This window comes from Acidovorax sp. A1169, assembly GCF_030704685.1.
In the GTDB taxonomy this organism is placed as follows: domain Bacteria; phylum Pseudomonadota; class Gammaproteobacteria; order Burkholderiales; family Burkholderiaceae_C; genus Acidovorax.
This window is the reverse complement of the sequence record NZ_JAUZDX010000002.1, coordinates 575,474-601,244: the sequence shown is the minus strand read 5'-3', so window position 1 is coordinate 601,244 and position 25,771 is coordinate 575,474. Positions and strand designations below refer to the sequence as shown.

The following is a 25,771-nucleotide window of genomic DNA, read 5'->3' as shown; positions in this document are numbered from 1 at the left end:
ACGGCACACGCCCAGAATGCCCGTGACGCGGCCATGCAGGTCGCGGATGGGCGTCTTGATGGTTTCAAAATACCCCTGGTAACCGTCTTCCGCAAAGGTCAGCTGCTCTTCGTAGACCAGGGGCTGCCAGGCCTGCATCGCACGGCGGTCATACGCGCGGAACTGCTCGGCCGCCGATGCAGGGGAAATATCGTAGTCGGTGCAGCCGATGATCTCGCGCTCGGGCTTGCCCGCAAAGCGCTCGAACACCGGGTTGCAGGACAGGTAGACACCCTGCGCGTCCTTGAGGAAGACCATGTCGGGCATTGCGTTGACCACCCGGGCCAGGTGGGCCTTCTGCTGGGCCAGCTCGGTCTCGATGCGCTTGAGCTCGGTCAGGTCGTAGGCGAAGACCACCACGGCCACCACCCCCTGCTCCGTGATGGATTCGGGCACCAGGGTGGTGTGGCGGTACTGCGGGCCGTCCAGTGCGTCGATGCGGTTTTCAAAAACCGCCGTCTCTCCGGCAAAGGCCTTCTGCAGCTGGGGCTGCATGCGCGCCATGACCGCTGCGGGAATCACGTCCGCAAGCAGTTGCCCCTGCAACTGCTCGGGTGTGCGGTGCAGCCACCGGGCCTGTTGCTCGTTCACATAGAGCACGCGGTACTCGCGGTCCAGCCGGGCCACGCCGCCGGGCACCTGGCGCAGCATGTTGGCCATCTGCACCTCGTGCGCGTGGGCCGCCTGTTCGGCTTCGCGCTCTGCGGTGATGTCGCTCTGCACGCCATCCCAGATCACGCGCCCGCCATCCAGGGGGCGGGGCGATGAGCTCAGGTGTATCCAGCGCACCGCCCCCGAAGACACGCGCATGCGAAAGGTGGCCTCCATGGGCCCCATGCTGCGCAGCGACTGGTCCCTGGCCTCCTCGAGCGCGGGGAGGTCTTCGGGGAGGATCTGCTGGTACAGCACGTCAGGATCACGCAGCACATCTTCAGGGCGCAGGCCGTTCAGGCGCTCGATGGCATCGCCGATGTGCACGAAGTGCATGCGGCCATCGGCTTCGCGCACCACCTGGTAGAGCACGCTCAGCGGCAGGTTGCGGCCCAGCAATTGCAGGCGCGTTTCGCTTTCGCGCAACTGTGCTTCGGCCTGGTACAGCCGATCGAAGGGCTGGCGCATGCCCGCCACGAACACGGCCTGGTACAGCAGGGCATAGCCCACCACACGCACGCCAATGGCCAGCAGGCTGGCCCAGCCGACCTGCGCCACTCCGGAGAGCCCCACCAGGAGCTCCGCGACCGCGAAAGTGGCCGCAGCCCATGCAAGCAGGCGTCCCCGCGTGCGGTTGTCGCCCTGCACATCCCCGTGCAGTCGCACGGCAGCCCCTACCAGACCTGCGCACAGCAATCCGGCCATCAACGCCGGAAACATGCCGCCCGAGGCCGCAGAAAACCACTGCGTCAGCGGCCCCGCAGCCGCCCACACCAGCACCAGGGAAAACGCACCCGCAGCCACGGCCCACACCTTGGCAGGCCCGGGCAGGGAGACGCGCAGTGCCGTGAGCACCAGCGCAGCGCACTCGGCCACGCGCACCCAGGAGCCAAGCCACAGCGCGATGTCCGCCGCCAGGGGCGAAGCTGGTTGCGGCGTGGCGTGGGCCAGCACGCCATGCAGAAAATTGCAGACCGCTGCTACCCCGAAACCGGCGACCAGCACATTCGCACGGCCCTGGCCTTGCGCGTCGAGCGTGTGCAGGGACACCGACACCACCAACAACGCCAGCAGGATGGCCACCAACTCCATGAAGGGCTCCAGCCCATGCTGCAGGCCCACGCCCTCTCCCAGGATGCCGCTCAGTGACACCATCACCAGCGCAAGCACCGCCACGGCCAGCACCACCGTGACGGCGGGAGCCTCCGAGACGAGCGTCCGCTCCGGGCGGTGGACCGGGGATTTCATAGGAGCTGTGGGTGGTGGGGCGTCAGCTGCACCTCTCCAGTGTATCGGCCTGTAAGCGCCAGCGACGGTTTCTGCCGCAGCGCGCGGTATGCACGCCACAATCTCAGGCTGGATCCCCGCTCAAATCCGCCGGAACCACCTGGGGCATGCCTGGGCGGCGCGAACGCGGCCGCCCAGGTGCCGTCGGCCCTCAGCCTTCGAGCAGTTGGCGCAGCACGAACGGCAAAATACCGCCCGCCTGGTAGTAATCCACCTCGATCGGGGTGTCGATGCGCAGCGTGACCAGCACCTCCTGGCTGGTGCCGTCGGCCCGGCGGATCACCAGGGTGGCGTCGCTTTGAGGCGTGAGCGCAGGGTCGGGCAGCACGTTGATGGTTTCGTTGCCGGTGAGGCCCAGCGACTCCCACGAGTCCGTGCCCTTGAACTGCAGGGGCAGCACGCCCATGCCCACCAGGTTGGATCGGTGGATGCGCTCGAAGCTGCGCGCCACCACGGCCTTGATGCCCAGCAGTTGCGTGCCCTTGGCGGCCCAGTCGCGGCTCGACCCGGTGCCGTACTCCTCGCCAGCGAAGATCACCGTGGGCGTTTTTTGCGCCATGTACTGCATGGCCGCGTCGAAGATGAACATCTTCTCGCCCTGCAGAGGCCCCTCGTTCTGGAACACCGTCACCCCGCCCTCTTCGCGCGAGCCATCGGCCGTGGGCGGGAGCATGAGGTTCTTGATGCGCACGTTGGCGAAGGTGCCGCGCATCATCACGTCGTGGTTGCCGCGGCGCGCGCCGTAGCTGTTGAAGTCGGCCTTCTGCACGCCGTTGAGCTGCAGCCACTGGCCGGCGGGCGAAGTGGCCTTGATGGAGCCTGCGGGCGAGATGTGGTCGGTGGTGATGGAGTCGCCGAACAGCGCCATGATGCGCGCGCCGTGCACCGCGGAGGCCGTCGCGGCGCCCTGCTCGAGCGTGAATTGGGCGAAGAACGGCGGCTCGGCGATGTAGGTGCTGGCCGGCCAGGTGTACGAGTTTCCGCTCACGCCCTTGATCTTTTCCCAGAGCTTGCCGGGGTCGGTGGCGACCTTGGCGTAGTTCTCGCGGAAGGCCTTGCCGTTCATCGCGAACTTCATGAGCTTGTGCACTTCCTCGCTTGTCGGCCAGATGTCGCCCAGGTAGATGTCGCGGCCACCCTTGCCCTTGCCCACGGGCTCGGTCATCAGGTCCTTGAGCACCGTACCGGCGATGGCATAGGCCACCACCAGCGGCGGGCTGGCCAGGAAGTTGGCCTTGAGGTTGGGGTGGATGCGCGCCTCGAAATTGCGGTTGCCCGAGAGCACGGCCGCGCAGATGAGGTCATTGCTGGTGATGGCTTCGTTGAGCTCGGGCGTGAGGTCACCCGCATTGCCGATGCAGGTGGTGCAGCCGTAGCCCGCCAGTGCAAAGCCCAGCTTCTCCAGGTAGGGCAGCAGGCCGGTCTCGGTGAGGTAGTCGGTGACGATGCGCGAGCCGGGGGCCAGCGAGGTCTTGATGTGCGGCTGGACCTTGAGCCCCGCCTCCACTGCCTTCTTGGCCAGCAGGCCGGCGGCCAGCAGCACGCTGGGGTTGGAGGTGTTGGTGCAGCTGGTGATGGCGGCGATCAGCACGTCGCCATTGCCCACCGTGGGGTCGGCGCCCTTGGTGGGCATGGTGGCCGCTGCGTCAGCATGGGCCGTGGCCAGCGCGGGCTTGTTGCCCTCCATCTCGGCCACGGAGCGGGGTGCGCCTGCGGGCGCGGGCTTGTCCTTGGGCGCTGCATCCTGCACCAGGTCCTGGCCGCGGTGGATGTGGTGGCGGGTGAGCAGCAGCTCGGCCGGGCGGTTGAAGCCGTTCTCGGCATTGGACTTGCTGAACAGGTCGGCAAACTGGCTGCTGACCTTGCCCAGCTCGATGCGGTCCTGCGGGCGCTTGGGGCCGGCCAGGCTGGGCGTGACGCTCCCCAGGTCGAGCTTGACGACCTGCGAGTAGTCGATCTCGCCGGCCAGCGGCACGCCGAACAGGCCCTGGGCCTTGAAGTAGGCCTCGAAGGCTTCGATCTCGGCCTTGGTGCGGCCCGTGCCCTGGAAGTAGTCGATGGTCTTCTCATCCACCGGGAAGAAGCCCATGGTGGCGCCGTACTCGGGTGCCATGTTGCCGATGGTGGCCCGGTCGGGCAGCGCCAGGGTGCGCGTGCCCTCGCCGAAGAATTCGACGAACTTGCCCACCACCTTGTGCTGGCGCAGCAGCTCGGTCACGGTGAGCACCAGGTCGGTGGCGGTCACACCCTCGCGCAGTTGGCCCGTCATTTCGAAGCCGACCACGTCGGGTGTGAGGAAGTACACGGGCTGGCCCAGCATGGCGGCCTCGGCCTCAATGCCGCCCACGCCCCAGCCCACCACGCCGATGCCATTGATCATGGTGGTGTGGCTGTCGGTGCCCACCAGGGTGTCGGGGTAGTGCACACCTGCCTTGGTCTTGTGCACGCCGCGCGCCAGGTACTCCAGGTTCACCTGGTGCACGATGCCGAAGCCCGGCGGCACCACGCCGAAGGTGCTGAAGGCCTGCATGCCCCACTTCATGAACTCGTAGCGCTCACGGTTGCGCTGGAACTCGAGCTTCATGTTCAGGTCGAGCGAATTCTTCTTGCCGTAGTAGTCGACCATGATGGAGTGGTCCACCACCAGGTCCACGGGCACCAGGGGCTCGATCTTCTTGGGGTTCTTGCCCAGCCTGGCGGCCACGCTGCGCATGGCGGCCAGGTCGGCCAGCAGTGGCACGCCAGTGAAGTCCTGCAGCACCACGCGCGATACGACGAAGGGGATCTCGTCCTTGCGCTCGGCCTTGGGCGCCCAGTGCGCGAGCTGGTGCACATGCTCAGCCGTGACCTTGCGGCCGTCGCAGTTGCGCAGCACCGATTCGAGCACGATGCGGATGGACACCGGCAGGCGGTTGATCTGCGGAAACTGTTTGGCCAGGGCTGGCAGGGAATAGAACTGTCCGGTCTTGCCAGACGCGGTCTTGAAGCTCTTGAGCGTGTTGGCAAACGCGTGGCGGGCGGGCTGGGGCGACGACTTGTTCGATGTGGCCATGGCTGACTCCTGTGTAAGCGACAAGGCCTATTCTGTCAGTCCCACGTGGCGGAGCCAACGTTGGGGGTATGCAGGGAGGCGGCAACTGCTGCCCATCACCATGAAAAAGGGGCCTTGCAGGGCCCCTTCGATACATGCTCCAGAGCACCAACTGCTATTGAATACAGAGCATTCAAGCCATTGCAGGCATTGCCAGGCGGCGCACACAAAACCATTGCAGCTCGGCCAGCAGGCCCACCGACACCACATGCACGACCAGGTAGGCCTGGCCCCACACGCTGGGCGCGATGGCCGTTGACAGCAGCAATCCCAGGCTGGCCAGGGCCCACGCCGCATTGCCCACGATCAACAGCCACAGCAGGCCGCGGGGGGCGTTGCGCGGGCTGGCAATCGCCATGGCCAGAACCGCATAGGCAATGAGCGCCAGGCCACTGGCCGAGACCAGCCCCACCGGCAGCCCTAGCCACTCGGCAAGCGTGTCGGTCAGCGCCAGGTGCAGGGCGGCCAGCAGCACGCCCGTGGCGGCATCGAACCAGACCACGGCACGAAGGAACGAGGGAGAGGACAGAACGGACATGGTGGACTCCTTGGGATCTTTTCGGGTTGAAGGAGCCTCCATGTTCGCGGCCGGGCTGCACCGCGTCGATGACATGCCAGGTAATGGCCGGCATGCCAACTGGCCCTAGGATGGAGGGCATGACCAGCACCCACCGCCCCCCGCGCCCCACCCTGCCCCACCGGCCTGCGGCCGGGGGCCACCGCAGCAGCCCGCCGGGGCCCGCCTCGTTCGGCGACCACCTGCGCACCTGGCGCCAACAGCGCCACCTGAGCCAGCTGGAGCTGGCCGACGAGGCGGACATCTCCACCCGCCATGTGAGCTTCATGGAGACAGGCCGCACCAACCCCAGCCGCGAGATGGTGCTGCGGCTGTGCGAGCGCCTGGCCATCCCGCTGCGCGAGCGCAATGCCCTGCTGGTGGCCGCTGGCTATGCGCCCATGTACCGCGAGCGCGCACTGGACGACCCGGCCCTGGCTGCCGCGCGCAAGGCGGTGGAACTGGTGCTCAAGGGCCACGAGCCCTGCCCCGCGATTGCACTGGATCGCTGCTGGAACATCGTGGCCACCAACCGCGCCGCCCAGGCGCTGCTGACCAACCACGTGAGCCCCGAACTGCTGGAGGGGTCGGTGAACGTGTTCCGCCTGAGCCTGCACTCCAAGGGCCTGGCCCCGCACATCGCCAACCTGGCCCAGTGGCGGGCCCACCTGTTCGAGCGCCTGCGCCAGCAGATACAGGCCACGGCCGACCCGGTGCTCATCGCACTTCAGGCCGAGCTGCTGGAATACCCCACGCCCGAGGAATCGAGCCCCCTGGTGCTCGACGGGGAATTGCTGGGTGTGGTAATGCCCTTCTGTTTTCAGAGCGCCCGGGGAACACTTTCGTTTATCAGCACCACCACCATATTTGGAACACCGGTGGACGTAACCCTGCAGGAGCTGGCCGTGGAATCATTCTTCCCGGCCGACGAATTCACAGCCCAGGTATTGCGCGAGATCGCCGCAGCCCCCATCTGAGCAGGCATCGGCCACGGGCGCTTCTCCACGCCACCAGCCGGATCGCACGTTTATGGTGCGTACCACGCAAAAAGCCCGCAGAGGCGGGCTTTTTTTATGCAACGCGGCAACAGGCCGCTGTCCAATAGATTCAATCGCTCAAATGGCGAACTTTTCGCGGTTCTCGTTTTGAATCCACTTGGGGGCCTTGCCACGGCCCGTCCAGGTCTGGCCCGTGGAAGGATCGCGGTATTTGGGGGCCACCTTGGTGCCGGCACTGGCGCTGCGTGCACGGCCACTGGGGAACACGTCCTGTGCGGTGAGGCCGAACTCCGCCACCAGCGCACGCACCTGCGACACGGCATCCGACAACTCGCGCTTGCGGGCTTCACCGATTTGCTGTTCCAGGGCGTCGCGTTGCTTGAGGAGTTCTTTGTAGCTGGTTGTCATGGTATGTAAGGCTGCTGGGTGGACTAGAAGGCCCCATTATAGGAATAATGGGCAAAATTTTCCGAGTTTGCCAAAAAATTCGTGACAAGGCGTTGAAACCTCACGCCCGTGAAAATCATTTCAGACGTCCAGGTAATCAACCAGACCCGTCGGCCGGGTCCATTTGCGCCAATACGCGGTCGATTCTCCGGCCCTCCAGACCAAGCACCTCGAATATCCACCCTGCACAGGCAATGCGTTCGCCCACTGCCGGCAAACGTCCTGATTCAGCCATCAGCAATCCCGCCAGTGTGTTGTAACGGCCACGCTCCTCCCCGGGTAAATCGCGAATATCGAGCCGTGCCTTGAGTTCGCTGACGGGCATCAGGCCGTCGAGCAGCCACAGGCCGTCCTCGCGCTGTGAGGCCCAGGCATCGGTGGCCGCCCCGGGCTGCAGTTCCCCGGTAATCGCCTCCAGCAGATCGCGCGGCGTCATGATGCCCTGCACCACGCCATATTCGTCCACCACGAAGACCATGCGGCCCGAGCGTGCGCGGAACTGCTCCAGCAGCTCCATGCCGCTGAGGGTCTCGGGCAGAAAGGCGGCCGGCAGCGCGTACTGCTCGATGGCGCCGGGGGCCTCCACGCCCAGCTCCAGCAGGCGCGCCACGCTGATCAGGCCCACCACCTCGTCGAGCGAGCCCCGGCAGACGGGGTACCAGGAATGGGCACCATGGTCACCACCGGTGCCGGCCATGCGCAGGCCCTCGGCCACGGTGAGCCGGGCATCGAGCCACTGCATGTCCGTGCGGGGCACCATCAGCGAGGTCAGCGGCCGGTCATCGAGGCGGAACACATTGCGCACCATCTGGTGCTCGTGGTGCTCGATCACCCCGGCATCGCGCCCCTCCTCCAGGCTGGCCACGATCTCTTCCTCCGTCACGGCGCGGCCGGCGTTGTTGTCGATGCGCAGCAGGCCGAGCACGCCCTGGGTGGACAGCGACAGCAGCCGCACGAAGGGCTTGGCCACCAGGGCGACCCAGGTCATGGGCCGGGCCACCAGGCGGGCCACGGTTTCGGGATAGAGCTGGCCGATGCGCTTGGGCACCAGCTCACCAAAGACGATGGTGATGAAGGTGATCACCGTGACCACAAGCGCCGTAGCCGTGATGCCGGATGCGCGCTCGGGCATGCCCAGCGCCAGCAGCCAGCGCGCAAGGTCATCGCTGAACGCGGCCTCGCCGATGATGCCGTTGAGCATGCCGATGGAGGTGATGCCCACCTGCACCGAGGACAGGAACTGGGTGGGGTTCTCCAGCAGGGTGAGCGAGGCCTGCGCCCCCTTGTCGCCGCCCTCGGCCATGGCGACCAGGCGCGACTTGCGGCTCGATGCCAGCGCCAGCTCGGACATGGCAAATACGCCATTGAGCAGCGTGAGCAGCGCAATCAGCAGAAAATCCATGATTCAGGGCATAGGAACACGATGGCACTTTACTGTATTGGCGATATTCAGGGTTGCGATAGCGCGCTCGGGCGCCTTCTGGACGAGATCGACTTTTCCGCGAGCCGCGACACGGTCTACCTGCTGGGCGACCTGGTGAACCGGGGCCCGGAGTCGGCTGCCGTGCTGCGCCGCTGCATGCAGCAGGGCGATGCGCTGCGCCCGCTGCTGGGCAACCACGACCTGCACCTGCTGGCCGCCGCCCATGGGGCACGCAAGCCCTCGCGCAAGGACACGCTGGAGCAGGTGCTCAAGGCGGATGACCGCGATGCCATGCTGGACTGGCTGCGCCAGCAGCCGCTGATGCGCACGCACCTGCATGCCGGCGAGCGGTTGGCGATGGTGCACGCCGGCCTGCTGCCCGCCTGGACGGTGGACGAGGCCCTGGCCCTGGCGGGCGAAGTGCAGCAGGTACTGCGCGGCCCGGGGCTGTCGGACTTTCTGCACCAGATGTACGGCAACGGCCCGGACCGGTGGGACCCCGCGCTCACGGGCATGGACCGCCTGCGCACCATCGTCAACGCAATGACGCGGCTGCGCTTTTGCTCGGCCGATGGGGTGATGGATTTCGAGAGCACCGAGAGCGCGCAAAAGCCCCCAGAGGGCCTGATGCCCTGGTTCGACGTGCCGGGCAGGCGGGCGGCAGGTGCGCTGCTGGCCTTCGGGCACTGGTCCACGCTGGGTTTACTGGACCGACCGGACACCCTGGCGCTGGACACGGGCTGCGTGTGGGGCGGCTGCCTGAGCGCCATGCGCTTTGGCGCCACGCTGGCCGACCGCGAACTGCTGCAGGTGCACTGCGAGCAATCGCAGCAACCAGGCTGATGGCGTGACCGGCCTGCGCTTCAGTCGGTGGTGACGGCCTGTGCCTGGTCTTCAGTGGCAGGAGCTACCGCCTTGAACAGCGCCGCCACCTTGCGCTTGGGCTTGATGTTGGCCGACACGCTGCTGCGCGGCGCCGACTTGGCGGATTCCCAGGCAGGAGCTGCATCGGCAGCCGCGCTGGATTCGTAGGGTTTTTCGAAGAACGGGTCGCGCGATGCCACCGCAGGACGGAAGCCCCGGTGCTGTTCGCGTGGCTCGCGGCCCGGACGGTGCTCGCGCTCCCGTTCGCGGCGTGGAGCGGCGGGGGCAATGGCATCGCGCCCGTCACCGGTCTCGCCCGCCTCGCGCCAGGCACGGCGGCCGTCGTTGATGCGGCCGCGCGGCTGGTCTTCTTCGTACTCGATGGCTTCGAGCTCGATCTTTTTCTTGATGAGCTTTTCAATGTCGGCCACCAGACGGGCATCGCTTCCCGACACCAGCGTGACCGCCAGACCCGACGCGCCGGCACGGCCCGTGCGGCCGATGCGGTGCACGTAGTCTTCGGCGTTGAAGGGCACGTCGAAGTTGAACACCGCCGGCACGTCCTTGATGTCGAGGCCGCGGGCGGCCACGTCGGTGCACACCAGCAGATCGACTTCGCCCTTCTTGAAGGCCTCCAGGGCTTTCAGGCGTTCGTCCTGGCTCTTGTCGCCGTGCAGCGCGGTGGTCTTGAGGCCTTCGCGCTCCAGGCTGCGCGCCAGACGGGCGCAACCGAGCTTGCTGTTCACGAAGATGAAGGCCTGCTTGATGCCCCGGGTCTTGAGCACCTGGTGGATGGCACGGCGCTTGTCATCGTCGTTGGCGCTGTAGAAGCGCTGCTCCACCGTGGAGGCCGTCTCGTTCGGGCGGGCCACCTCGATGGTGATGGGGTTTTGCAGGTAGCTGCTGGCCAGGCGCTTGATCTCGGGCGAGAACGTGGCCGAGAACAGCAGCGTGGTGCGCTGCTTGGGCAGGTAGGACAGAATGCGCTGCAGGTCGGGCAGAAAACCGATATCCAGCATGCGGTCGGCCTCGTCGAGCACCACGTACTCGACCTGGTTGAGCACCGCGTTCTTGGCTTCGATGTGGTCCAGCAGGCGGCCGGGGGTGGCTACCAGCACCTCGACACCCTTCTTGAGCTCCAGGGTCTGGGGCTTCATGTCCATGCCGCCGAACACCACGGTGCTGCGCAGCTTGGTGTACTTGGCGTACAGCGCGATCTGCTGGGCGACTTGGTCGGCCAGTTCGCGCGTGGGCAGCAGCACCAAGGCGCGCACGGGGTGGCGGGCCGGGGAGGTGGAGCTGCTCTCGTGCTTGAGCAGGCGCTGCAGCAGTGGCAGCGAGAAGGCCGCCGTCTTGCCGGTGCCGGTCTGGGCTGCGCCCATCACGTCCTGGCCGGTGAGCACGACCGGAATGGCCTGCTCCTGGATGGGCGTCATGGACTCGTAGCCCATTTCGGCCACGGCGCGCGAGAGCGGCTCGGCCAGCGATAGATTGGAAAAAGAACTTGTCATTTAGCCCTCTATTGTCGCACCGGTGGCCCAAACACACCATGGGGGTGGTAAGCAAGGGTGTATTCACTGAGCCATGCCGCCAGAGGACTGGCTTTGGTGCTTTTAATTCGATAGCACCAAACCAATAACCATCAATTCACAGATGGCAATATTCAGGAATTCACTCCAGCACGGCGCGCAGCTGGCGCGTGGTCACCGCCAGACGGCGGGCACCGATCTGGGCGATGTTGTTCATCACCGTGAGCGCCGCTTCGGGGTAGCGGTGCGCCCAGGCGTCGAAGTGCGCGCGCGACAGCCGCGCCAGTTGCGCAGGCCCCAATTCGGCCCCGGCGCTGGCGGTGCGGGCGGCGCCGTTGAGAAATGCCATCTCCCCGAAGGCCATGCCCGGCCCCACGGTGGCCAGGCGCAGGCCGCGCTCGGGCGGCCACTGGGTCACGAGGGTGATGTGGCCAGACTGCACCACCAGCAGGTCGCGGTCGGTGTCCCCGGCGTTGAACACCACCCCGTGGGCTGCCATGGGCAGTGGCTCCAGCAGGGCCTCCAGCGCCAGCCGGGCCTCGGCGGCCATGCCTTCACCGATCTCGCCGAGCACATCCTGCTCGGGATAAACAGGCCGCTCGTGCTCGGGCCGCTCGGCCAGGATGGCGGCTTCCGCCCATTCCAGGGCCCGGTCGCCATCGGCGAAGGTGCGAACGCCGGCGCCCGCGTGCTCGGCCGCCACAGGGTCGAGCGCCGCCACGGCGCAGGCCACGCCCTGCTGCGAGAGGTCGCGCACCAGCGCACGCAGCTGGGCCAGGGCCGTGCTGTCCCAGGCCGGCACGCGGCTGGCATCCAGCACCACCCAGCGGTGGCGCGGCTGCAGCATCAGGCGCACCTGCTCGGCCAGGTGCGCGGCGACACCGAAGGACATGACGCCCTGCAGCTCGAACACCGCCACCTGGTTCATGCGCGGCGCCAGCCAGGTGTCGGAGCCCGCGCGGCGCAGGCGGCGCGAGCGCAACTGCCCATCGAGCCGCACGTGGCGCAGCACCTTGGACGCCGAGTCGCGCAGCAGCACGAAGGTGGCCACCACCAGCCCCGCCACGAGGGCACCCACGCCGCCCAGCACGGCGAACACCAGCGCCACCAGCCAGCTTTGCGCCCAGGTCACGCTGGAGCGGCGCGCGTAGCCTGGCGACCACAGCAGCCCGGGCACCTGCATCAGCCCGGCCAGCACCAGCCCGCCGGCCAGGCAGGCCATGGGCACCCAGTGCAGCCACCAGGCGCCCGTGAAGGCCACCACCAGCATGATGCCGGCATGCCAGCGCGGCGCGCTGGCCGAGGCACCGGCCTGCGCCAGCACGATGCGCGAGCGCGAGGCACTGGTGGACGCGGGGATCATGCCCACAAGGCCACACAGCACGCCCAGCAGGCTCTCGCGCCGCAGCGCCTGGTTGGGGTTGCCGCGCAGGCCGTGGTCGAGCTCCAGCTCCTGGTTGAAGACCAGGATCTCCAGGCTGTTGACCAGGGCCATCAGCAGGGCCAGCACCACCAGCGCCGAGCCGTGCCGGTGCGCCAGTTCCAGCCAGGGAATGCCCGTCCAGTCGGGCCACAGCGGCCCGGCAAAGGCACTCTGGCTGACGGCCGGGGCGAACACGTTGCCCATGCCCACACCCCACAGGCCCGCCACGGCCACGGCCAGTGCCACCAGCACCACGGCCGTGAGCAGGCCCGGCATGCGCGGCCAGCGCCGGCGCAGCAGCACCGCCAGGCCCACCACCGCGAGGGCGGCCACGGAGTGCCACAGGGTACGCAGGTCCCAACCCCACCCGGCGCCCGCCCCCAGGCCATTGCGCAACTGCCCCACCACCATGGACAGGCCCACGCCCGCCGCAAAGCCATGGGTCACCGAAATCGGCAGGAAGCGCGCCACCGAGGCCAGGCGCAGCACCCCCAGCAGCCACTGAAAGCCGAACGCCAGCGCCACGGTGGCACCGCTCACGGCAAGCACCTGGCGCGCCGTCAGGCCCAGTGTGCCGGCTGCGCCGTAGGCCGTGGCCACCACGGCGGCGAACAGCAGGGCCACCACGGTGGTCGGCGCATAGACGACCCCCGGGCGTGGCGCCAGCACGGTGAGCAGCAACCCAGGCAAGGCGGCCGACCACAGGGCCAGGGCCGCCAGCGAGTAGCCGCCTGCCAGCGGCGCGAAGGCCAGCAGGCCCAGGCCCACCGCATGGGGCACCGTGACGGCAGCGGCAGACCATGCCGCCGCCGCGCCCGAGGGCGGGCGGCTGGCAGCGCCCGGTGAGGGCCCCTGCCCGGCTACAGGCGGATGGGACAGCGACTCGGGAGGCATGGCGTACGCAAAAAAAGAGGGAGGGACCGTTCAGCCCCCGCGAACCTCACCGCAGGCCTGTGCAGCGATGTCCATCACAGATTGCGGGCGGCAAAGGTGTCGCAACCCTTGACGCTGCCGTTCTGCAGTCCGGCGTTGAACCAGCGCTGGCGCTGCGCGCTGCTGCCGTGGGTGAAGCTCTCGGGCACCACCCGGCCGCCGCCGGCACCTTGCAGGGCGTCGTCGCCGATCTTGGCGGCCGCGTTCATGGCCTCTTCCACATCACCCTGCTCCAGGATCTTGCGGGCCGCCTGCGCATGGTGCGCCCACACGCCGGCAAAGCAGTCCGCCTGCAGCTCCAGCCGCACGGACAGGGCGTTGTACTCGGCCTTGCTCACGCGGCCGCGCATCTGGTCCATCTTGCCGCTGATGCCCAGCAGGTTCTGCACGTGGTGGCCGACCTCGTGCGCGATCACGTAGGCCTGCGCGAAATCGCCGGGCGCACCCAGGCGGTTCTTGAGGGTTTCGTAGAAACCCAGATCGATGTACACCTTCTGGTCGGCCGGGCAGTAGAACGGCCCCATGGCCGCCTGGCCCGCGCCGCAAGCCGTGGGCGTAGAGCCGCGAAACAGCACCAGCCGGGGCTCCTGGTAGGTGCCCCCGCCCTGGCGGAAAACGCCCTGCCACACGTCCTCGGTATCGGCCAGCACGGTGGAGACGAAGCGCGCCATGGTGTCGTCGGCCGGCGGGCGCTGGGCTGGCCCCTGCTGTTGCTGCTGCACCTGCGCGGGCGGGCCACCGCCACTGAGCATGCCCAGGATGGTCAGCGGATTGATGCCCAGCACCCAACCGCCCACCAGGGCGATGACGATGGTGCCGATGCCAATGCTGCGCCCGCCAAAGATAGGCGAACCGCCACCACCCCCGCCACCCCGGCGGTCCTCCACATTGTCGGACTCGCGATTGCCTTCCCATTTCATCGTTGTTCTCCAGCACCCCCAACGGACGGGGGCATGGACAGCATGTTACGCGCGGCGCGCCCTCCCCGGGGGCCAGCACAAGTAGGAGAGCAGCGCGCTACCATGCAGTCTGTTTCTCGTACGTGAGCGCCCCACCCCATGCTGCACCACCCCCACACCCCGCACGGCGCAAGCAATCCCGTCATCCTGCTCACGGGGTTCGATCCTTTCGGCGCAGATGCCATCAATCCCAGCTGGCTGCTGGCCCAGGCCCTGCAGGGCCAGCGCATCGGCGGGCACACCGTGGTGGCTGCGCAACTGCCCACCGTGTTCGGGCTGGCGCTGCAGCGGCTGACGGCCTTGCACCGGCAACTGCAGCCGGCGCTCACCGTGTGCCTGGGGCAGGCGGGAGGACGGGCGGCCCTGTCGATCGAGCGCATCGGCATCAATGTGGACGATGCGCGCATCCCCGACAACCAGGGCGCGCAGCCCGTCGACACGGCCGTGGCCCCCGGAGGCCCGGCCGCCTACTTTGCCAGCCTGCCCGTCAAGGCCATGCTGCGCGCGGTGCAGCAGACCGGCGTGCCCTGCGAGGTATCGCAGACGGCCGGCACCTTCGTCTGCAACCATGTGCTCTACGGGCTGATGCACCACCTGGCGCGCGAAGGCGTCGCCGGCATGCGCGGTGGCTTCGTGCACGTGCCCTGGCTGCCCGGACAGGGCGCGCCCCACCTGGCGCTGCGCGACATGGTGCGCGGCCTGCATGCCGCGCTGTGGGCGGCCGTCCTCGCCCGGCAGGACATCGTCCTGGGCGCAGGCGCCACCCACTGACCGCCGGGTACGCCCTGTGCCACCGGCCGCGCATGCTGTGTACAGTCCAGGTATGCGCCCCGCCCTGCTTTCTGAACCCTCCGCCACCCTGGGGCCCCAGGCCACCGCCGACCTGCTGGACTGGACAGCGCTGGCCGATGAAATAGCCGCCCTGGTGGCGGACGACGGCATCCAGGTGCCGCCCCGCAGCGTGCTGGCACTGGCAGGCGGCGCCAGCCTGTTCGTGATGCCGGCCAACGACCGCGCGGTGGCCATGGCCAAGCTGATCACCCTCACCCCCGGCAATGCGGCGCGCGGCCAGCCCACCATCCAGGGCGATGTGGTGGTGTTCGACGTGGCCAGCGGCCAGCGCCGCGTGGTGCTGGACGGCCCCACCGTCACGGCACGCCGCACGGCCGCCGTCTCGCTGCTGGCAGCGCAGCGCCTGGCGCAGGTGCCGCAGGGCCCGCTGCTGGTGGTGGGCGCCGGCGTGCAAGGCCTGGCCCATGTGCAGGCCTTTGTGGAAGTGCTCGGCGTGCGCGAGGTCTGGGTGGCATCGCGCAGCGCGGCCAGTGCCGAGGCCCTGGCACAGGCGGCCCGCGCCCTCGGTGCCCAGGCCCGGGTGGTGCAGGACGCCGACGCGGCCCTGGCACATTGCCCGCTGGTGGCCGCATGCACCCCGGGCACGGCCGTGGTCCTGAGCGCCCAGCCCCGGCCCGATGCCTTCATCGCGGCGGTCGGCGCCTACACCCCCACCATGGCAGAACTGTCGCCCGGGCTGTGCCAGTGGATGGCGCAGCATGGCACGGTGGTGGTCGATACGGCCGATGCCGGGCACGAGGCCGGCGACCTGCTGCAGGCCGGACTTGACGTGGCGCGCCTGCCCACGCTGCAGGACGTGGTGCGGCAAGGCGCGCGCCCCCGCACCGGGCCCGTGCTGTTCAAGAGCTGCGGCTGGGCAGGCTGGGACCTGGCGGCCGCCCGCCTGGTGCTGCGCGCCACCCGCACCGCGCATTCGGACATGGGCGAAAACACGCGATCAGGAACACATTCCCAGCCCGGGAGCGGCACCCCATGAGCACCCCCACCCGTTTTCGTGGCCAGAGCCTGCGCACCCAGATCTCACTGGTGTTTGCACTGCTGGTGATCGGGCTGGCCGTGCTGCTCTCCCTGGGTTTCGGCGAACTGCTCAAGCGGCGCGTGCAACGCGATGCCGGCCATGCCCTGCGCACCGTGGCCGATAACGCCAGCCGCCAGCTTGCCAACGGCCTGCTGGAGCGCAGCAGGGCCGTGAAGGTACTGGCCGATGCGCCCGGCATATGGGAAAAGGGGCTCGATTCGCCCGAAGTGCACCAACTGCTGGCGCGCACCCAGGCCATCGATCCGCACAGCCTGTGGATCGGCGTGGCCGATGCCCAGGGCGTGGTACGGGCCGCCACGAAGGGACTTCTGGAAGGCCAGAGCGTGCGCGAGCGCCCCTGGTTCATCGCCGGCCTGCAGGAGATGCACGTGGGCGACGTGCACCCGGCCAAGCTGCTGGAGCAGTTGCTGCCGCCCAACGCCTCGGGCGAGCCCTACCGCTTCGTGGACTTCGCCGCCCCCATCCACGCGGGGCGGGCCACCGCGGGCGTGCTGGGAATGCACGGCAGCTGGGAGTGGACGCGCGAGGTACTTGAAAGCCTGGCCCCCATCGGTATACAGGGCGCCTCGGTGGACCTGTTCGTCTTTGACCGCGCCGGCAAACTCATTTTCTCGCCCCAGGAATACCGCAGCCAGCTCGAAGCCGGCGGCCAGCATCTGCCCGTGCCACTGACCGCGGCCACGCGGGAATCGGGCGCGCTGTCTGCGACCGTGGTGCCCTGGGCCGATGGCAAGAATTACCTGACCGCCAGCGTGCGCATGGAAGCGCGCAACGCGGCAAGCGACCTGGGCTGGCACATCGTGGCCCGGGAACCGGTGGAAATCGCGTTTGCGGACGCCGACCGCGCGGTGCGCATGGCACTGGCAATCGGCCTGCTGACCGCAGGGCTGGCCGCAGCCATCGCCTGGATCGCGGCCCGCCGCCTGAGCGAAGACCTCTACGCCCTGGCCGATGCCGCCAGCCTCGTGGAATCGGGCAAGCCCGGAGCCACCATTCCCCTGGTAACCCACAACCGTGACGTGCACCAGTTGTCCGCCGCGCTCAGCAGCATGACGCAGCGCCTCATGGTGGCCCACGAAGCCATGGAAGACCAGGTGCGCATGCGCACCCTGGAGCTGGAGGCGGCCAACCGCGCGCTGGACCTGCAGGCACGCACCGACGCACTCACCGGCCTGCTCAACCGCCGGGGTTTTGACAGCAAGATGGAGTTCGCGCTGGCCCTGGCGCGCCGCAGCCGCAGGCCTCTGAGCCTGGTCAGCGTAGACGTGGACCACTTCAAGCGCGTGAACGACAGCTTCGGGCACGACGCGGGCGACGAAGTGCTGCGCCGGCTCGCACAGACGCTGCAGCAGCGCCTGCGCGCGTCGGATGTGATCGCGCGGCTCGGTGGCGAGGAGTTTGCCGTGGTACTGCCGGACACTGCCGTGGAAGGCGCCCGCGCCATTGCCCAGTCCATCGTGGACGCCATGGCGGCACAGGAGTACCCTCTGGTGGGGCGGATCACGGTGAGCGCCGGCATATCCAGCCTGCGCGACGGGCAGGACAATGTCCAGGAGATGCTGCGCCGCAGCGACGCGGCGCTCTACGAGGCCAAGGGCCAGGGGCGCAACAGGGTGTGCGTGGAGCCCGAGGCCGGGCCGGCGCCGAAATAGCTCCCCAGGCGGTCGGCAAGCCCATCGAGTTCGCCGTCATGGTGCTGGCGCGCGATGGCCAACTGCTCCTGCGCATAGGGCGGGTGGCCCAGCATCATGGCCGTGTTGACGCAGTGGCCACGCTTGGCCATGTGCAGGATGAAGGCATCCAGCACCTCGCAAGGCCAGTAATGGATGTCGGCCTCGCCCAGGTCGGCATGGCGGGCTGGTGCAAGATGGGGCAGGCTGGGCAGGTCGGCACCCGCCGTGGCGCGGGGTGCGGACGGTTCAACAAAATCGATCATGTTGGACTCCTTCACACGGACCCTGCGAACATCCGCAGGCATGCATCCATGTTAGGCAACTTACCAACGCTTGCACTTCAGCCGAAGTGCAGTGCCCCTGTAGGACGGGACCACCCGGCGGCGGCCCGGCCGGGCACCGCCCCCGGGATCAGGCCTTCGGCAAGGTCACGCCGACCTGGCCCTGGTACTTGCCGCCCCGGTCCTTGTAAGAGACTTCGCAGACGTCGTCCGGATCGCTTTCGAAGAACAGCACCTGCGCGCAGCCCTCCCCGGCATAGATGCGGGCCGGCAGCGGCGTGGTGTTGGAGAACTCCAGCGTCACGTAGCCCTCCCATTCGGGCTCGAACGGCGTGACGTTGACGATGATGCCGCAGCGCGCATAGGTGCTCTTGCCCAGGCAGATGGTGAGCACATTGCGCGGAATGCGGAAATACTCCATGGTGCGCGCCAGCGCAAAGCTGTTGGGCGGGATGATGCAGCTGTCGCCATGGAAGTCGACGAAGCTCTTTTCATCGAAATTCTTCGGGTCCACCACCGTGCTGTGGATGTTGGTGAAGACCTTGAATTCGGGCGCGCAGCGGATGTCGTAGCCATAGCTGCTGGTGCCATAGCTGATGATCTTGCGGCCTTCGGCCTCGCGCACCTGCGCGGGTTCAAAGGGCTCGATCATTCCGTGCTCGGCCGCCATGCGGCGGATCCATTTGTCGCTTTTGATGCTCATTGGGTTAACTCCTGCGCCGTATTCTAGGCAGGACACTGTCACCGCCCCGCGCGTCACCCCACGGACACGGGCGTTTTTGCATGCTTCCTGCCAGGAAGCACATCACCACTGCCCCGCACGCCGGGCACTTCACCTCAGCTTTTTCTCGCGGATGTGGCGCGCCAGGCCGCAGTAGCCTTCCTTGAAGAGGATTTCGCTCTCCAGCTTGGCGGGCAGCAGCTTCTCCTTGAGGTCCGCTGCCGCCTGGTTGCCCTGCGAGCGGCGAATGAAACCGATGGCCTCCTCGAACTTCGACACCTCGGAGCGGCAGGCTTCCTGCGCCCGCTGTGCAGCGGTGCTGTCGCTCGCCAACTGGGCCCAGGCAGATCCGCTGGCCAGCAGGCCGACCGCCAGTACAAGAAAGGAAGCGGTGCAGGACAGGTTATGCAACATGGTCCCAGACGCCGGGCCGCCGATCAGGTGCCTGCAGCCTGCACATCCGGCAACGACTGGCTGATCACCGTGCGCTCGACCAGGCGGTCGTCGCCCAGCACGATCATCGCGAACAGCAGTTCGTCCAGGTTGTTCGCCTGGGCGGTCTTGCGCGCCAGCAGCGGGGTGGCGGCGGGGTTGATGACAACGAAGTCGCCCTCGCAGCCCGGCTGCAGGTTGCCCACCACGCCACCCAGGCCCAGGGCCTTTGCGGCGCCCGCCGTGTGCTGCCACCACAGCTGCTGGGGCGACAGGCTCAGGCCGGGCTTGGTCTGCCCCTCGCGGCCCACGTAGTAGGCGGCCAGCATGGTGCGAAAGGGGCTGAAGCTGGTGCCCCCGCCCACGTCGCTGGCCAGGCCGTAGCCGAAACCCACGCGGTCGGCGCCTGCATAGTCGAAGAAGCCGCTGCCCAGGAACAGGTTGCTGGTGGGGCTGACCGCTGCCACGGTGCCGGTGTCGCGCATCAGCGCCCGGTCGTCGTCGTCGAAATGGATGCAGTGGGCATACACAGCGCGCTCGCGCATCAGCCCGTAGTCGCCGTACACCGCAAGGTAGCTGCGCGAGGCCGGGAACAGCTCGCGCGCCCAGCGCACCTCATCGAGGTTCTCGGCCACGTGCGACTGGATCCACACGTCGGAGTGGCGCGCCGCCAGTTCGCCCGCGCCCTGGAGCTGCTCGTGCGTGCTGGTGGGCGCAAAGCGCGGCGTGATGGCATAGCCCAGCCGGCCCACGCCGTGCCAGCGCCGGATCAGTGCCTCGGTGTCGATCAGGCTCTGCTCGGTGAGGTCGCGCACGCCATCGGGCGAGTGGCGGTCCTGCAGCACCTTGCCGGTGATCAGGCGCAGCTGCTGGCGCTGCGCCTCGGTGAACAGTGCGTCCACGCTGGCGGGGTGCGAGGTGGCGAAGGTCAGCGCCGTGCTCACGCCGTTGCGCAGCAGCTCTTCGACGAAGAAGCCGGCGACCTGCGCGCCATAGGCCGGGTCGACGAAGCGCGACTCGTGCGGAAAGGTGTAGTTCTCCAGCCAGGGCAACAGCCCGTCTGCCGGCGCGCCGATCACGTCGGTCTGGGGGAAGTGGATGTGCATGTCCACGAAGCCGGGCGCTATGATGCGGCCCGGCAGGTGCTCGACCGCACCCTGCCCGTAGGTGGGTGCCAGCGCCGTCCAGGCACCCGCGGCCACGACGCGCTGGCGGCCTGCGCCGTCGGGGGCGATGGCCAGCAGGCCGTCCTCGTCATACAGGGCCGAGCCATCGTCGGCGAAACGCAAAAGGGCAGAACGGTAGACACGCATGGGCGCAAGCTTAGCGGCAGCGGCGCGCCGCTGCATATGCGTGTGCCTATAGTGGATATGCGCCCTTGGGCAAGGCGGGGTCAGTGGGCCAGCTTGCCCTGTACGCCGTCGACCAGCCAGTTCATCTTGAGGATCTGCGCATCACCGAGCACATGGCCGGCGGCGATCACCTCGTTGCCCTCGTTGTCGCGCACCGGCGCCTTGCCGGCACGGAAAGGGTGCAAGGTACCGTCGCCCACGGCCTTCTGCGCGGCCAGCACCTCCTGCTGCACGGCGGCAGGCACCTTGGGGCCGAAGTCGCCCACGCGGATCATGCCCTCGCGCACGCCACCCCAGACAGTGCCGCTCTTCCAGGTGCCGGCCTGCACGGCGCGCACTCGCTCGGTGTAGTACCGACCCCACTGGTGGGTGACGGCGATGATCTGCGCGTCGGGCCCCGCGCCGCGCATGTCGGAGTGGTAGGCCACGGCCATCTTGCCGCGCTCCTGCGCGGCGGCCATCACGGCGGTGGAGCCGGTGTGGAAGGCGATCACGTCGACATCCTGGTTGAACAGCACCATGGCGGCGTCGCGCTCCCTGGGCGGGTCGAACCAGACGTTGAGCCAGACCACCTTGACCGTGGCCTTGGGGTTCACCGAGCGCATGCCCAGCGTGAAGGCATTGATGCCCTGCAGCACCTCGGGAATGGGAAAGCCCGCCACATAGCCGGCCACGCCGGTCTTGCTCATGCGGCCCGCCGCGATGCCGGCCAGGTAGCGGCCCTCGTAGTAGCGCGCATTGGCCACGGCCACGTTGGCAGCCGTCTTGTAGCCGGTGATGGACTCGAACTTCACGTTCGGATAGTCCTGCGCCACCTTGAGCGTGGGCTCCATGTAGCCAAAGCTGGGCGTGAAGATGATCTGGTGGCCCGTGGCCGCCAGGTCGCGGATCACGCGCTCGGCGTCGGCCCCCTCGGCCACGTTCTCGACGAAAGTCGTCTTGACCTGGTTGCCCAGCGCCGCCTCCACGGCCTTGCGGCCATCGTCGTGCTGCTTCGTCCAGCCCGCCTCGGTAATGGGCGAGACATAGACGAAGCCGGCCTTGACCGGCCCGGTTTTGGGCGCTGCGGCCGCTGGCTGGCCAAGGGATTGAGAAAAGGCGGGGGAGATGGAAACGGCGCCGAAAAGCGCACTCACACAGACCGCACGCAGTGCGGTGGCGAGGTTTTTGTACATGGTAGTCCTCTACATGGTCCCGATGACAGAAAAAGCAAAAGGCTGCCGGGACAGCAGCCTTTGCAAGGGCAGTATTGTAGCCAGCGGGCCGCGCAAGCGCGGGCGCGACGCTTCCTCAGCGCAGTCGCAGGGCGCCCGATGGCGCCCCCAGGCGGAAGGCGCCCACCACCTCGGCCAGGCGCGCGGCCTGGTCCTTGAGGCTCTCGGCAGCGGCTGTGGATTCCTCCACCAGCGCCGCGTTCTGCTGCGTCATCTGGTCGAGCTGGCTGACGGCCACGTTCACCTGGCTGATGCCCTGGCTCTGCTCCGATGCGGCAGCGCTGATCTCGCCGAGGATATCGGTCACGCGGCGCACGGAGCTCACGATCTCGCCCATGGTGCTGCCAGCGTTCTGCACCAGCGCAGCGCCCGATTCGACCTTCTCGACCGACTGGCCGATCAGGGTCTTGATCTCCTTGGCCGCTTCGGCGCTGCGCCCGGCCAGGCTGCGCACTTCGCTGGCCACTACGGCAAAGCCTCGGCCCTGCTCACCGGCCCGAGCGGCTTCCACGGCGGCGTTCAGCGCCAGGATGTTGGTCTGGAAGGCGATGCCGTCGATGGTGCCGATGATGTCGGCGATCTTCTTGCTGCTGGCGTTGATCGCGTCCATGGTGCTCACCACCTGGGCCACGACCTCGCCACCGCGCTGCGCCACCTGGGCGGCAGACGCGGCCATCTGGTTGGCCTGCACGGCCGAGTCGGCGCTCTGGCGCACTGTGCTGGTGAGCTCTTCCATGGAGCTGGCCGTCTCCTCCAGGTTGGCGGCGGTCTGCTCGGTGCGCGCGCTCAGGTCCTGGTTGCCGATGGCGATCTGCGTGCTGGCGGTGGAGATGCTGTCCACCACGCCGCGCACCTGCTGCAGCGAGCCGTGCAGCGCACTGCGCATCACGTCCAGCGAGCGCAGCAGATGGCCGGTCTCGTCGTTGGCGTAGCTGGCCTGGGGAGCACCGGTCAGGTCCATGCCGGCGATGGCTTCGGCAATGGCTTCGGCCTGGCGCAGGGGGCGGGTGATGCTGATGGCCAGCAGCCAGGCCAGCAGGGCACCGAGCAGCAGCGAGATGGCGGTGCACACCTGCAGCAGCAGGGTGGTCTGGGCGCGCAGTCCCTCGGCGCGCTTGCCTGCGGCATCCAGTTGGGCGCGTTGCGCGTCCACCATCTGCTGCACACCGGCCAGGTAGTCGCGCGAGGTGGGCTCGAAGCGCTCGGTGAACACCTTGCTGGCGTTCTCCGCATCGCCGGCCTGCTTGAACTTGCTCACCTCTTCCCGCGCAGCGAGGTAGCTCTTGCGCAGCTCACCCACCTTGGTGAAGAGCTGCTTTTCCTCGGCCGTGTCCATCTTCGATTCGATGAACTTCTGCAGCTCGTTGGTCTGGCTGATCGACGCCGCAGTGGCCGGTGCGAAATACGGGATCAGGGCCGCGTCGCTGCTCTTGGCGATGGCCGCTGCGCGCTGCACGCCCGAGGTGGTGTGGCGCAGCCAGTCGGCACCGGCACGCTCGGTCTTGATGTTGTCGTCGACCATGGTGTCGATCTCGGTGCCGAGCTGGCCCAGCCGGAGCACGGCCACGATGGAACTGAGCAGGAACAGGGCAAGGATCGCACCGAGCACCAGGGTCAGGCGCTTGCCGATGGACAGCTGATTGAGAAACATGGGGAAGACTCCGGTCAGGAACGGGCGTGGGTTGCACAAAAAAAATACGGCCCCCAGGGGCCGCATTCAGCAATGCCAGCACCTTCATGGGAGCCAACAAATGCTTACAGAAAATTGAATTATAGGATTTACCCTGGGTTTCTGCAGGCCGCGGCACCCGGTTTCGGCCTCTCTGGGCCTTGCCGCCGGGTCTCTCAGTAGTCGTGCTCCATGAAGCGCTCGAAGCGCTCCTTGAGCTTGTGCTCCCACACGCGCTTGTCGGCGTTGCCCGCAAAGCTGGCTTCAAAACTGTTGAATGCCAATTGGTAGGCATGGCGCACCGTCATGCCGGTGGCGGCGAACACCTCGGTGAAGTTGTCGTTGATGTAGCCGCCGAAGTAGGCCGGGTCGTCCGAATTGACCGTGGCGGCCAGGCCGGCATCGAGCAGCTTCGCCAGGTTGTGGTCGCCCAGGTTGGGGAACACGCACAGCTTCTGGTTGGACAGCGGGCACACGGTGAGGGCGATGCGGTCTTGCGCCAGGCGCTGCATCAGCGCGGCGTCGTGCACGGCCTGCACGCCGTGGTCGATGCGCTCGACCTTGAGCACGTCGAGCGCGCTCCAGATGTAGGCCGGCGGCCCCTCCTCGCCCGCATGGGCCACCAGGTGCAGACCCAGCTCGCGGCAGCGGGCGAACACGCGCGCGAACTTCTCGGGCGGGTTGCCGACCTCGCTGCTATCGAGGCCCACGCCGACGATCTTGTCCAGAAAGGGCTGGGCCTGCTCCAGCGTCTCGAAGGCCGACTCCTCGCTCAGGTGGCGCAGGAAGCACAGGATCAGCGTGGCGCTGATGCCCAGGTCCTTGCGCGCATCCACGCAGGCGTGGTGCAGGCCGTTGATCACGGTTTCCATGGCCACGCCGCGTTCGGTGTGCGTCTGCGGGTCGAAAAACAGCTCGGCGTGCAGCACGTTGTCGGCTGCGGCGCGCACCAGGTAGGCGCGCGCCATGTCGTAAAAATCCTGCTCATGCAGCAGCACGCTGGCGCCCGCGTAGTAGATATCGAGGAAGCTCTGCAGGTTGGTGAAGGCATAGGCGCTGCGCAGCGCTTGCACATCGGCGTAGGGCAGCGACAGGCCGTTGCGCTGCGCCAGCGCGAAGATCAGCTCGGGCTCCAGCGAGCCCTCGATGTGGATGTGCAGCTCGGCCTTGGGCATGGCGCGCAGCAGCTCGGGGATGCGCGCGGCGGGAATGGGGGGAACCTTGAACATCAGCAAACTCCAAAGGTGATGCCGCTCGCGCGCAGGTAGCGGCGGTAGGCGGATGATGCCTTGTCGGCGGCGGTATGCAACTCTGCGCGCAGGTCCAGCGGCAGGCGTTGCGGTGTCTGGGACTCCAGCACCGGCTGGTCCTGGGTGAAGATGGTGTGCTGGAAGGCCTGCAGCTTCTCGTCGGGCGATTCGAAATCGGCCACGGCCAGGCGGAACCACACGCGGCTGGTCTCGGGCGTGAGCGGGCACACGAACAGCGCGATGGACTCGCGCCAGTCGGCCACGGCCGTGGTGCCGGCTTCAGGCACCTTGGTCAGCACTGCGGTGTAGGGGCCCGTGACCTCGTAGGTGTACTCCACCTGGGCTGGCGCCATCGAGTGCAGGTTGGACTGCGGCTGCCAGGCCTTGCAACCCGTGGCGCGCAGGCCGGTGGGCGTGGGCTCGACGCGGTAGTCGTCGATGGCCGTGGCCTCGCGCGTGCCCAGCCAGCCGTCGTGCACGAAGCCAAAGTGCGCCATGTCCAGGAAGTTCTCGACGATGCGCGGGGCGCTGGTCGCCACGTCGTAGGGGCCGCAGTTGAGCTTGCGCAGGCGGGCATCGCCCTCGGCCTCGAAGGCGGGCGGCACGGCATCGCCCGCTGCGAGCTGCACCCAGACCAGGCCGTTGGCCTCCAGCACGCCATGGCGCAGGGCACAGTGCGCGGCGGGCGGCGTGAACTGCGGAAGGGCCGGCACATGGACGCACTGCCCGTTGGCCGCGAACTGCCAGCCATGGTAGGGGCACTCCAGGCGGCCACCCTGCACCCGGCCCAAAGACAGGCGCGCGCCCCGGTGCGGGCAGCGGTCCGTGAAGGCCTGCACCTGGCCCTGGGCATCGCGCCAGAGCACGAGGGCATGCTGCAGCAATTGCACAGCCAGGGGCGCCTGCTCCACTGCGTGCGACAGGGCCACGGGGTGCCAGAGGGTGGTTTCGATCATGGGAATGCTTTTTGTTTTTCAAGGGCTCGGCGTGCAGCCCTGTGGACATTCTGTACGGCCCCAACGAAAAAGGGAACGTGCCGCGCACGTTCCCTTTCCTGGACCAGGCCGCCAGGGCCTGGTGACGGGGCT

21 protein-coding genes are annotated in these 25,771 nt (G+C 67.9%); 5 read left to right on the top strand and 16 right to left on the bottom strand.

Going from position 1 to position 25,771, the window contains the following annotated elements:
- The 3 genes from QYL93_RS06005 to QYL93_RS05995 all read right to left on the bottom strand — a co-directional run.
- A partial coding sequence (locus QYL93_RS06005; RefSeq protein ID WP_305742786.1) for a PAS domain-containing sensor histidine kinase occupies nt 1-1,938 on the bottom strand: 1,938 nt, incomplete at its 3' end.
- Nucleotides 1,939-2,128: 190 nt separating this feature from the next.
- Nucleotides 2,129-5,029, bottom strand: a complete 2,901-nt coding sequence (locus QYL93_RS06000) for an aconitate hydratase (protein ID WP_305742785.1) — start codon at nt 5,027-5,029, stop codon at nt 2,129-2,131.
- 172 nt (nt 5,030-5,201) lie between these two features.
- Nucleotides 5,202-5,606: a hypothetical protein gene (locus QYL93_RS05995; protein ID WP_305742784.1), complete on the bottom strand. Its 405-nt coding sequence runs from the start codon at nt 5,604-5,606 to the stop codon at nt 5,202-5,204.
- Between the two features lie 119 nt (nt 5,607-5,725).
- Here QYL93_RS05995 and QYL93_RS05990 point away from each other — a divergent pair, with 119 nt between their 5' ends.
- The gene (locus QYL93_RS05990) at nt 5,726-6,601 is read left to right on the top strand and encodes a helix-turn-helix domain-containing protein (protein WP_305742783.1); all 876 of its coding nucleotides are present in this window, start codon (nt 5,726-5,728) and stop codon (nt 6,599-6,601) included.
- Between the two features lie 138 nt (nt 6,602-6,739).
- Here QYL93_RS05990 and QYL93_RS05985 read toward each other — a convergent pair whose 3' ends face one another.
- Both QYL93_RS05985 and QYL93_RS05980 read right to left on the bottom strand, forming a co-directional pair.
- Complete coding sequence (locus tag QYL93_RS05985; RefSeq protein WP_057201395.1) at nt 6,740-7,030, bottom strand: H-NS family nucleoid-associated regulatory protein; 291 nt, start codon at nt 7,028-7,030, stop codon at nt 6,740-6,742.
- Between the two features lie 136 nt (nt 7,031-7,166).
- Nucleotides 7,167-8,471 carry a hemolysin family protein gene (locus tag QYL93_RS05980; RefSeq protein ID WP_305742782.1) on the bottom strand — a complete coding sequence of 435 codons (1,305 nt, stop codon included), beginning with the start codon at nt 8,469-8,471 and terminating at the stop codon, nt 7,167-7,169.
- Between the two features lie 21 nt (nt 8,472-8,492).
- Here QYL93_RS05980 and QYL93_RS05975 point away from each other — a divergent pair, with 21 nt between their 5' ends.
- Entirely contained in the window at nt 8,493-9,335 is an 843-nt protein-coding gene (locus QYL93_RS05975; RefSeq protein ID WP_305742781.1) for a symmetrical bis(5'-nucleosyl)-tetraphosphatase, read from the top strand.
- 20 nt (nt 9,336-9,355) lie between these two features.
- On the opposite strand, the gene QYL93_RS05970 is transcribed toward QYL93_RS05975, so the two are convergent.
- The 3 genes from QYL93_RS05970 to QYL93_RS05960 form a co-directional block, all read right to left on the bottom strand.
- Nucleotides 9,356-10,867: a DEAD/DEAH box helicase gene (locus QYL93_RS05970; RefSeq protein WP_305742780.1), complete on the bottom strand. Its 1,512-nt coding sequence runs from the start codon at nt 10,865-10,867 to the stop codon at nt 9,356-9,358.
- A gap of 160 nt (nt 10,868-11,027) precedes the next feature.
- The gene (locus QYL93_RS05965; RefSeq protein ID WP_305742779.1) at nt 11,028-13,202 is read right to left on the bottom strand and encodes a SulP family inorganic anion transporter; all 2,175 of its coding nucleotides are present in this window, start codon (nt 13,200-13,202) and stop codon (nt 11,028-11,030) included.
- A gap of 74 nt (nt 13,203-13,276) precedes the next feature.
- On the bottom strand, nt 13,277-14,161 hold the full coding sequence (locus tag QYL93_RS05960) for a neutral zinc metallopeptidase (protein ID WP_305742778.1): 885 nt from the start codon (nt 14,159-14,161) through the stop codon (nt 13,277-13,279).
- Nucleotides 14,162-14,299: 138 nt separating this feature from the next.
- Between QYL93_RS05960 and pcp the strand changes: the two genes are divergently transcribed.
- From pcp to QYL93_RS05945, 3 genes are read left to right on the top strand one after another with little or no spacing between them, the layout of a single operon-like run.
- Nucleotides 14,300-14,971 (top strand): pyroglutamyl-peptidase I, encoded by a 672-nt coding sequence (gene pcp / locus QYL93_RS05955; RefSeq protein WP_305742777.1) that lies wholly within the window; start codon nt 14,300-14,302, stop codon nt 14,969-14,971.
- 52 nt (nt 14,972-15,023) lie between these two features.
- Entirely contained in the window at nt 15,024-16,028 is a 1,005-nt protein-coding gene (locus tag QYL93_RS05950) for a delta(1)-pyrroline-2-carboxylate reductase family protein (protein WP_305742776.1), read from the top strand.
- The gene (locus QYL93_RS05945) at nt 16,025-17,743 is read left to right on the top strand and encodes a sensor domain-containing diguanylate cyclase (RefSeq protein WP_305742775.1); all 1,719 of its coding nucleotides are present in this window, start codon (nt 16,025-16,027) and stop codon (nt 17,741-17,743) included. The genes QYL93_RS05950 and QYL93_RS05945 overlap by 4 nt, the downstream gene beginning before the upstream one ends.
- Here QYL93_RS05945 and QYL93_RS05940 read toward each other — a convergent pair.
- The 8 genes from QYL93_RS05940 to QYL93_RS05905 form a co-directional block, all read right to left on the bottom strand.
- Nucleotides 17,674-18,027 (bottom strand): hypothetical protein, encoded by a 354-nt coding sequence (locus tag QYL93_RS05940; RefSeq protein WP_305742774.1) that lies wholly within the window; start codon nt 18,025-18,027, stop codon nt 17,674-17,676. The genes QYL93_RS05945 and QYL93_RS05940 overlap by 70 nt on opposite strands.
- A gap of 148 nt (nt 18,028-18,175) precedes the next feature.
- Nucleotides 18,176-18,748: a dCTP deaminase gene (dcd, locus tag QYL93_RS05935; RefSeq protein WP_110539270.1), complete on the bottom strand. Its 573-nt coding sequence runs from the start codon at nt 18,746-18,748 to the stop codon at nt 18,176-18,178.
- A gap of 129 nt (nt 18,749-18,877) precedes the next feature.
- Nucleotides 18,878-19,180 (bottom strand): hypothetical protein, encoded by a 303-nt coding sequence (locus QYL93_RS05930; protein WP_305742773.1) that lies wholly within the window; start codon nt 19,178-19,180, stop codon nt 18,878-18,880.
- Nucleotides 19,181-19,203: 23 nt separating this feature from the next.
- On the bottom strand, nt 19,204-20,511 hold the full coding sequence (guaD, locus tag QYL93_RS05925; protein WP_305742772.1) for a guanine deaminase: 1,308 nt from the start codon (nt 20,509-20,511) through the stop codon (nt 19,204-19,206).
- Nucleotides 20,512-20,591: 80 nt separating this feature from the next.
- Entirely contained in the window at nt 20,592-21,725 is a 1,134-nt protein-coding gene (locus QYL93_RS05920; protein ID WP_305742771.1) for a BMP family ABC transporter substrate-binding protein, read from the bottom strand.
- A 115-nt stretch (nt 21,726-21,840) separates the two neighbouring features.
- Complete coding sequence (locus QYL93_RS05915) at nt 21,841-23,415, bottom strand: methyl-accepting chemotaxis protein (RefSeq protein WP_305742770.1); 1,575 nt, start codon at nt 23,413-23,415, stop codon at nt 21,841-21,843.
- Nucleotides 23,416-23,609: 194 nt separating this feature from the next.
- Nucleotides 23,610-24,662, bottom strand: coding sequence for an adenosine deaminase (locus tag QYL93_RS05910; RefSeq protein WP_305742769.1), 1,053 nt, complete (start codon nt 24,660-24,662; stop codon nt 23,610-23,612).
- Nucleotides 24,662-25,639 carry an aromatic ring-hydroxylating dioxygenase subunit alpha gene (locus QYL93_RS05905; protein ID WP_305742768.1) on the bottom strand — a complete coding sequence of 326 codons (978 nt, stop codon included), beginning with the start codon at nt 25,637-25,639 and terminating at the stop codon, nt 24,662-24,664. Before QYL93_RS05905 ends, QYL93_RS05910 begins: the two co-directional genes overlap by 1 nt.
- Nucleotides 25,640-25,771 lie beyond the last annotated feature (132 nt).